9 protein-coding genes are annotated in these 8074 nt (G+C 36.5%); 3 read left to right on the forward strand and 6 right to left on the reverse strand.

Annotated features, from left to right (window positions below; genetic code table 11):
* The first annotated feature begins 45 nt into the window (after window positions 1–45).
* The gene (locus HHL23_RS11165) at window positions 46–336 is read left to right on the forward strand and encodes a GNAT family N-acetyltransferase (RefSeq protein WP_169234883.1); all 291 of its coding nucleotides are present in this window, start codon (window positions 46–48) and stop codon (window positions 334–336) included.
* Here the strand turns inward: HHL23_RS11165 and HHL23_RS11170 are convergent.
* From HHL23_RS11170 to smpB, 5 genes are all read right to left on the reverse strand, one after another.
* On the reverse strand, window positions 325–1296 hold the full coding sequence (locus HHL23_RS11170; RefSeq protein ID WP_169234884.1) for a glycosyltransferase family protein: 972 nt from the start codon (window positions 1294–1296) through the stop codon (window positions 325–327). The genes HHL23_RS11165 and HHL23_RS11170 overlap by 12 nt on opposite strands.
* Entirely contained in the window at window positions 1297–2121 is an 825-nt protein-coding gene (locus HHL23_RS11175; RefSeq protein ID WP_169234885.1) for a UDP-2,3-diacylglucosamine diphosphatase, read from the reverse strand.
* A 57-nt stretch (window positions 2122–2178) separates the two neighbouring features.
* Window positions 2179–2919 (reverse strand): YebC/PmpR family DNA-binding transcriptional regulator, encoded by a 741-nt coding sequence (locus HHL23_RS11180; RefSeq protein WP_169234886.1) that lies wholly within the window; start codon window positions 2917–2919, stop codon window positions 2179–2181.
* A gap of 93 nt (window positions 2920–3012) precedes the next feature.
* Window positions 3013–4515, reverse strand: a complete 1503-nt coding sequence (locus HHL23_RS11185; protein ID WP_169234887.1) for an OmpA family protein — start codon at window positions 4513–4515, stop codon at window positions 3013–3015.
* A 77-nt stretch (window positions 4516–4592) separates the two neighbouring features.
* Window positions 4593–5051 (reverse strand): SsrA-binding protein SmpB, encoded by a 459-nt coding sequence (gene smpB, locus HHL23_RS11190; protein ID WP_076506993.1) that lies wholly within the window; start codon window positions 5049–5051, stop codon window positions 4593–4595.
* Window positions 5052–5239: 188 nt separating this feature from the next.
* Here smpB and HHL23_RS11195 point away from each other — a divergent pair, with 188 nt between their 5' ends.
* Window positions 5240–6862: an ABC-F family ATP-binding cassette domain-containing protein gene (locus HHL23_RS11195; protein WP_169234888.1), complete on the forward strand. Its 1623-nt coding sequence runs from the start codon at window positions 5240–5242 to the stop codon at window positions 6860–6862.
* Window positions 6863–6946: 84 nt separating this feature from the next.
* Here the strand turns inward: HHL23_RS11195 and HHL23_RS11200 are convergent, their stop codons facing one another.
* A complete protein-coding gene (locus HHL23_RS11200; RefSeq protein ID WP_169234889.1) occupies window positions 6947–7759 on the reverse strand; it encodes a M48 family metallopeptidase in 813 nt (270 codons plus the stop codon).
* Between the two features lie 198 nt (window positions 7760–7957).
* On the opposite strand from HHL23_RS11200, the gene HHL23_RS22925 reads away from it, so the two are divergent.
* A partial coding sequence (locus HHL23_RS22925; RefSeq protein ID WP_169234890.1) for a transposase family protein occupies window positions 7958–8074 on the forward strand: 117 nt, incomplete at its 3' end.

The raw sequence follows: 8074 nt of genomic DNA on the forward strand, positions 1-8074 counted from the left end.
CTTGTCGGTGCAATTTTTGTATCTTTAATAGCAAAGCTTTGAATTATGAAATTTGAAAACAATAAATCAGGAAATGGTGGTGTTCTTATGCTGAACAATGAAATAAAAGAAGTAGGAAGATTAACCTATACTATTTTTCCAGAAGAACATAAATTTATCATTTCCTTTGTACTGGTACACCCGGAATTCGAAGGGCGGGGAATGGGAAAATATCTGGTTGAGGAAGCTATAAAATTTGCGAGAGAAAACAACTGGAAAGTGTATCCTCACTGCTCCTATGCCAGAGCTGTGATGACCAGAATGAGTGATGTGGATGATGTGTTTCTAAAGAATTAGGACTTCATTCACCAAAATGTCTTCAATATCATTCGGATAATCTACTTTTAAGTGATGATCTGAAGCTACCCATTTCATAATTTCCTGAAGATTTAATGCTTTAGAATTTGGAATTCCCATAAGGTCCAGGGCACAGGCATTACATTCCTGCTCATACTGGTTGTGAATGGGGATAACAAACAGTTTTTTATCCATGAAGAGCGCTTCGGCTGGTGTTTCAAAACCGGCATTGCATAGTATGCCATCACAACTTTCAAAATATTTCAAATATTCTATCTCGTCAATCGGGAAAACTTCCACATTTTTTATTTTGACCTGTACTTTGCTGTGTTTTGAAAATACTTTCCACTGAACAGGGATCTGTTTCAAAACCTTGATAATATTCTCATCTGCAAAACTTGGAAGATAAACGAGATAATATCCTTTTTTATCAGGATTAAGATTTCTGATTTTTTTTCTGATGACAGGCTTTTTGATCTGCGGATGATAATTTTCAAAATGAAAACCGATCTTCCTTTCGCTTGGAACATAGTATTTAAGAATCAGCTCACCAAGAAAGTCTTTCTTTTCCGGCTTGGGTGTTTCGGGAAAACTCATGGAAGCCTGATGGCTCAGTTCAATCATGGGAAGCTTTTTCAATTTACCAGCCCATCCGGTGAGAGGTTCATAATCATTAATGATCAGATCGTATTGTGAAAGCTCCAGTTCTCTGATGGTCTTTGCAGCTTCAAGAAATTTATTTTCAGTAAACGTTTTACGGTAGGATAAACCGCCTGTTTTGTTGTAAAGAAGGGAAATACCCCGATATTGGTAGTTAATATCGAAATCAGCCTTCAATTGAGACTGATGGCCACTGATCAACGTATCTACCGAAGCGTATTTTTTGAGGATCGGAATAATTTCCTGTGCTCTGGCAACATGTCCGTTCCCTGTCCCTTGAAATGCATACAAAACTTTCATTTAAGAAAAATTAGTTACTATTTTCAGAAGTTCGGAGTTATCCATGTCCTGGATTTCGTCCACTTCGTCGTCTTTAAGTGAATCTTTATGATCATCATAATAGAATATTTTCCATTCTTTATCTTGATATTCCAAAGCTGAAAGATTTTCGATCCAGTCTCCGGAATTCAGGTAAGTACATGAACCTTTCTTATTGATGACCTCACGGATCTGAGGCTGATGGATATGGCCGCAAATCACATAATCATAGTGATTGTCTATCGCCAGTTCAGAAGCAGTCAGTTCAAAGTCTCCGATATATTTAACCGCTTTCTTCACGTTGCTTTTGATCTTTTTAGAAAATGAATATTTTTCTCTCCCCATTTTCTCCAGAAACCAATTGACAACATTATTGATGACGATCAGGAGATCATACCCTTTTCCTCCGAGCTTGGCAATCCATTTGGAATGCTGGACAGATGCATCGAAAACATCTCCATGAAATATCCATGTTTTCTTTTCATCAATATCAAGACATATCTTATTGCAGACTTTGAGTTTTCCTAATTCAAAATCTGTAAACTTACGGAACATTTCATCGTGGTTCCCCGTAATATAGTAGACCTGTGTATTCTTTGTAGCAAATGAAAGGATCTTTTTGATCACTTTCAAATGAGGTTTAGGGAAGTAAGACTTTTTAAACTGCCAGATATCAATAATATCACCGTTCAAAACTAATGTTTTTGGCTGGATAGAATTGAGATATCGTAACAGCTCTTTAGCCTTACATCCATAAGTTCCCAAATGAACATCCGATATAACCACTAACTCAACGTTTCTTTTCATAGTTTTATACAAAGAAACTAATTGAAAGTTAACTGTATATGAATGCTATATTATTTTTTAGAGTGTGTTCATCAGCTCTTCTGTGACCTCCATATTATGATAAACGTTCTGTACGTCATCATCATCTTCAAAACGCTCCAGCATTTTCATATTGGCTTTGAACTGATCTCCATTCACGTCCTTACTATTGTTTGGAATTCTCTGAAGTTCTGCGCTTTTTGCTTCAATTCCCAATTCATCTAATTTATGTGATAACGAACCAAAATCTTCGAAAGCCGTCGTAATCATTACTTCATCTTCATCTTTTTCCACATCTTCTGCCCCTCCATCAATCATTTCCATTTCAAAGTCATCCCAATCCATTTTGATTTGAGATAAATCAAGAGTGAAAATTCCTTTTCTGTCGAAGATAAAGGCAAGTTCTCCGTTCTTACCGAGGTTACCATCAAATTTATTGAAGATAGCTCTCACATTGGCTACGGTTCTTGTCGGGTTATTTGTTGTACATTCTACGAAGAATGCTACTCCTCCCTGACCGTATCCTTCATATGTAATTTCTTCATAGTTTTCAGCATCAGCACCTCCAGCCTTTTTGATAGCTCTTTCTACATTATCTTTAGGCATATTGGCACCCTTGGCATTCTGGATACATCTTCTTAAAGCCGGATTGGCTTCAGGGTCTGTTCCTCCGGCTTTTACTGCCAGTGCAATGTCTTTACCTATTTTAGAAAAAGTTTTAGCCATTTTATCCCATCTGGCCATTTTCGAAGCTTTTCTATATTCAAATGCTCTTCCCATTTTAATTTTTAAATTTTCAACAAAATTAACTAAAAGTCTACAAAAAAAAAATACCCCCAAAAATTGGAGGTATTTATTATTTAGAAAAATTAATTATTTTTTCTTTTTAGCAGCAGCTTTTTTCTTAGCTGGAGCTTTTTTTGTTGCTTTCTTAGTTGCTTTTTTTACAACTGGAGCATCAGCGTAGTCTTTTTTAGCGATTGCATTCCACTCGTTAGCATCAGCGATAGCTTTTACAACAACCTTTCTATCAGCTTGTCTTTCAGCATCAGAAGCTTTTTCAGAAACTGTAGCTTTAGCTTCACCAACACCGATTGATTTAAGAGAGCTAGGATCTACACCTCTAGCATCTAAAGCAGCAACTACAGAAGCAGCTCTTTCTCTAGATAACTTCAAGTTGTAAGCTTCAGCACCTTTAGCATCAGTTCTACCTTCTAATAGATAGTTACCACCGTCCTTCTTAATAATTTCAGAAGCAGCATCTAATGCACCTTTAGATTCAGGTCTGATTGAAGCTTTGTTGAAGTCGAAATAAACGCTCTTCAATTTAGTTTCAACTTCAGTCGCTGTAACATCTTTTGGCTTAGGACATCCGTTGTATTCTGGAAGACCTGGAACTGTAGGACAAGCGTCATCTTTATCTAAGATTCCGTCACCGTCTGTATCTGGCCAAGGACAACCCTTGTTTTCTGCAGGACCTGCAACTGTAGGACAAGCATCATCTTTGTCGATAACACCATCACCATCTGTATCTGGCCAAGGACAACCGTTGTTTTCAACTGGACCAGCTACTTCTGGACATTGATCGTCTTTATCTGGAACTCCGTCACCGTCAGTATCAGGACATCCCTGGAATTCTGGTAGACCTGGAGTATCTGGACAAAGATCATCTTTATCTAGGATACCATCCTTATCTCTATCTCTGTTACCGAATCTGAATAAGATCGATGCAGAAGCTTGCCAGAAGTTAGCAACTGTAGATTTATCACCTGGAGTTGATACATAATCACCCTGAACACCAAGACCGAAGTTCTTAGTTACCCAGAAGTTAGCACCAGCACCTGTAGAAACTGTAAAGTGATTAGCTTTACCATTTTCATTACCACCATCACCGTTAGATACAAGCTCTCCTTTGTAGTCATATCTTGGGAAAGAAAGTGCAGTATAATCATGTCTCAAGTAGTTAGCACCAACTCTTAAATACGGATCGAACCAAGATTCTTCATCCCATAAAAGACCAGCTGCTTTAGCTTGGAAACCAAGACCTGTCATTAGGAAAAATTCTTTTCCCATGTTAAATCTCTTGTTGTCAACATTACCTACGGAAGTCTGCCAGTCGATAACTAAACCTTTACCGATGTTTCTAGCAACTGTTAATTTAGATAATGGAGGTGTAATAGAGAAATTGTTCACGTTGAACATTCTCTTCGTTAAATTATTAGCAGAGAAGGTGTTACTGAATTCTGTCTGTGCTGCCTTGTGATTTTCCGCATGAGCACCAACCCCGATTAACCACGGATTGTTGGTCGTCTGCGCGAAGACAGTAGAGGCAACAGTAAGCGCCAATGCTGAAATTCCTAATTTTAGATTTTTCATAGAATTAAATGATTAAATAATTGATAATGCAAAATAAATATAATTTTTCTTTAAAAACAAAGTTTTTTGAATGATTTTTAACTTTTCTTTAATATTCTATCCAGGTTACGTTTATTTTCTCTATCTTTTATCGCTTCCCTTTTATCAAAGAGTTTTTTCCCTCTGGCAAGCGATATCAGCACTTTTGCTTTACCCTTGTCTGTGATATATAATTTAAGAGGTATAATTGTGTTACCAGCATCCTTTAACTTTTTTTCAAGTTTCTGTAATTCTTTTTTGTGCAACAGCAATTTCCGTTCCCTTTTTGTTTTGTGATTATAAAAAGTTCCCAATTTATACTCATCAATCATCATATTAATAATGTATAACTCCCCATCAATAAACTGACAGAAGGATTCTGTGATGGATGCTTTGGATGAACGTAAAGATTTTATTTCTGTACCCGTCAAAACCATCCCAGCTTCAAATTCTTCAAGGATTTCATATTCAAAACGGGCTTTTCTATTTAATATACTGACTGTTTTTTCGATTTTCATTTTAAAAATGCGTGTGATTATATTTAACTGGGCTCACCCAATCCTTCATTAAGCCGTCCATTCACGACTTCATCTTATTTTATTAATGAAATATAGAAAAAATACCTCATATTTAAAAACTTGACTTTTACATTATTACGAAATACCCAAATTCTTTTCGTAATTTTGCGCCAAATTTACAAAACTATATGTTAACAGTATCTAACTTATCTTTACAATTCGGGAAAAGGGTTCTTTTTGACGAGGTGAACATCATGTTTGCGAAAGGAAATTGTTATGGGATTATCGGAGCTAATGGAGCAGGAAAGTCGACATTCCTTAAAATATTAACTGGAAAACAGGATCCTACTACAGGTAATGTATCATTAGAGCCAGGAAAAAGAATGTCAGTTTTGGAGCAGGATCACTTTGCATACGATCAATTTACTGTTCTCGAAACTGTACTGAGAGGAAATAAAAAATTATTTGAAATAAAGGAGGAAATGGATGCGCTTTATGCGAAAGAAGATTTCTCTGATGAAGATGGTCTAAAAGCAGGGGAACTGGGAGTTATCTACGATGAAATGGGCGGATGGAACTCAGAATCTGATGCACAGACGATGCTTTCTAACGTTGGTATCAAAGATGGTATGCACTGGCAAATGATGAGTGAACTTGAAAACCAGGACAAAGTAAAAGTTCTTTTGGCACAGGCTCTTTTTGGAAATCCTGATGTATTGATTCTGGATGAACCTACGAATGACCTTGACATAGAAACGATCGCTTGGCTGGAAAACTTCCTTGCAGATTATGAAAACACAGTAATTGTGGTATCTCACGACCGTCACTTCCTGGATACAGTTTGTACGCACATCGGAGATTTAGATTATGCAAAACTTAACCTTTACACAGGTAACTATACTTTCTGGTATCAGGCTTCTCAGCTAGCGACAAGACAAAGAGCTCAGGCTAATAAAAAAGCGGAAGAAAAGAAGAAAGAACTTCAGGACTTCATCGCAAGATTCAGCTCAAACGTAGCAAAAGCAAAACAAGCTACCGCGAGAAAGAAAATGATCGATAAACTGAACATCGATGATATCAAACCATCTTCAAGAAGATACCCGGCCATTATTTTCGAAATGGAAAGAGAAGCCGGAGATCAGATTCTGGATGTTAAAGGTCTTGAAAAAACAAAAGACGGAGAATTATTGTTCTCAAACATTGACTTAAACCTTAAGAAAGGAGATAAAGTTGCTGTACTTTCTAAAAGTTCTTTAGCGATCACAGAATTTTTTGAAATTCTAGCAGGAAATGCTGAAGCTGATAAAGGAACTGTTGCCTGGGGAGTTACAACAAACCAGTCTCATATGCCTTTGGATAACACTAAATTTTTCCAGGAGGATATCAGCTTGGTAGATTGGTTGAGACAATTTACTAAAAATGATGAAGAGCGTCACGAAGAATTCATGAGAGGGTTCTTAGGAAGAATGCTATTCTCTGGTGATGAAGCGTTGAAATCTTGTAAAGTACTTTCAGGAGGCGAAAAAATGAGATGTATGTTCAGTAGAATGATGCTTCAGAAAGCCAACATTCTTTTATTAGACGAACCTACCAACCACTTAGACCTTGAAAGTATCACCACTTTGAACAACTCATTGTCTAACTTCAAAGGAAATCTTTTGTTGTCATCTCATGACCACGAAATGCTTTCAACTGTCTGTAACAGAATCATCGAACTAACTCCTCAAGGAATTATCGATAGAGAAATGACTTACGATGATTATCTTTCTGACAAAAGAGTAAAAGAATTGAGAGAAAAAATGTATTCTTAATGTATTAAGACCTCATTACAATTCACCATAAAAAAATCCTCAAAGACAACTTTTGAGGATTTTTCATTCTAAATAAGATTAAATTTATTTTGTAAGCTTAGTCTTTGGAATAGCAACCGTTCCCGGGTCTTTCCATAAACCGTCTTTTTCTGCTCTCTTCTTAATAGCCTGTGCTCTTTTTTCACTGTCAGGGTGAGAGTTGAACATTTTCTCAAAACCAGTTTGTGTACTTCCTTCCGAAAGCAAAGCTAATTTTTTGAATGCAGAATAAGCTCCCACTACATTATAGTTGTTAGCTTTCATAAAGTCATAAGAGTAAGTATCTGCTTCAGACTCCTGCTTTTTGCTGTGAGAAGCATCAAGGAATTCGTTGGCCATCTTTCCTACCTGGCTTTCATTCAACGCCGCTACAGTCCCTGATGCAGATGATACTGCATCCAGTGCTGCTGCCTTTAAATAAGCAGATTTAATAGCATCTTTCGTATCCTGATTTTTCACGTGACCTATCTCATGTCCGATTACTGCTAACAGCTCATCATCCGTCATGATATCCATTAATGAAGAAAATACCCGAACACTTCCGTCTGCGCAAGCAAAAGCATTGATGTCTTTTACTTTATATACCTTATAGTTCAAAGCAAGTCCGTCCTGAGATTTGTGTTTTCCAAAAAGCTTGTTCAATCTAACGGTATAAGGATCTTTTGGACCTGCAACTGCATTATTTTTATCCATCCAATCAACAGATTCTTTTGACAGCTTCACGGCATCTTCATTGGTAAAAGTAAGGGCTTTTGCTCCTTTCGAAACAACGCCTACAGCTTTTCCAAGATTGATTTTCTGTGCCGTCACAGCATTCATTGCGCCTAATAATAAAAGGCAGATTGTCATTTTTTTCATAATTATTTTTAGTTTGGACCGCGAAGATAGATATTTTTTTTTTAACATTCAGAGAGTCAAGTTCATGACAGGGCAAACGCATGATAGAAGTCACATAAGATAGTATATAATTGTTTGATAATAAATAATTTATCATTAGTTTGTTGAGATAAAATATTGTATATTCATCTGATAATCAATAAATTAATTCATTATTTTATGTCAGGTAAATTAGTAAGTATTTTTAGCGAAATAAAAGACAATAGACGAGATATAAGCAAGGTTCACAAATTAAACGACATCCTTGTTATGGCAATAATTGCAGTGATTTGTGGA

The sequence above is a fragment of the Chryseobacterium antibioticum genome (assembly GCF_012927325.1).
Classification (GTDB): Bacteria; Bacteroidota; Bacteroidia; order Flavobacteriales; family Weeksellaceae; genus Chryseobacterium; species Chryseobacterium antibioticum.

Coding starts and splice junctions, on each gene's coding strand:
- HHL23_RS11165 (WP_169234883.1), top strand. CDS start 46: ATGAAATTTGAAAACAATAAATCAGGAAATGGTGGTGTTCTTATGCTG.
- HHL23_RS11170 (WP_169234884.1), bottom strand. CDS start 1,296: ATGAAAGTTTTGTATGCATTTCAAGGGACAGGGAACGGACATGTTGCC.
- HHL23_RS11175 (WP_169234885.1), bottom strand. CDS start 2,121: ATGAAAAGAAACGTTGAGTTAGTGGTTATATCGGATGTTCATTTGGGA.
- HHL23_RS11180 (WP_169234886.1), bottom strand. CDS start 2,919: ATGGGAAGAGCATTTGAATATAGAAAAGCTTCGAAAATGGCCAGATGG.
- HHL23_RS11185 (WP_169234887.1), bottom strand. CDS start 4,515: ATGAAAAATCTAAAATTAGGAATTTCAGCATTGGCGCTTACTGTTGCC.
- smpB (WP_076506993.1), bottom strand. CDS start 5,051: ATGAAAATCGAAAAAACAGTCAGTATATTAAATAGAAAAGCCCGTTTT.
- HHL23_RS11195 (WP_169234888.1), top strand. CDS start 5,240: ATGTTAACAGTATCTAACTTATCTTTACAATTCGGGAAAAGGGTTCTT.
- HHL23_RS11200 (WP_169234889.1), bottom strand. CDS start 7,759: ATGAAAAAAATGACAATCTGCCTTTTATTATTAGGCGCAATGAATGCT.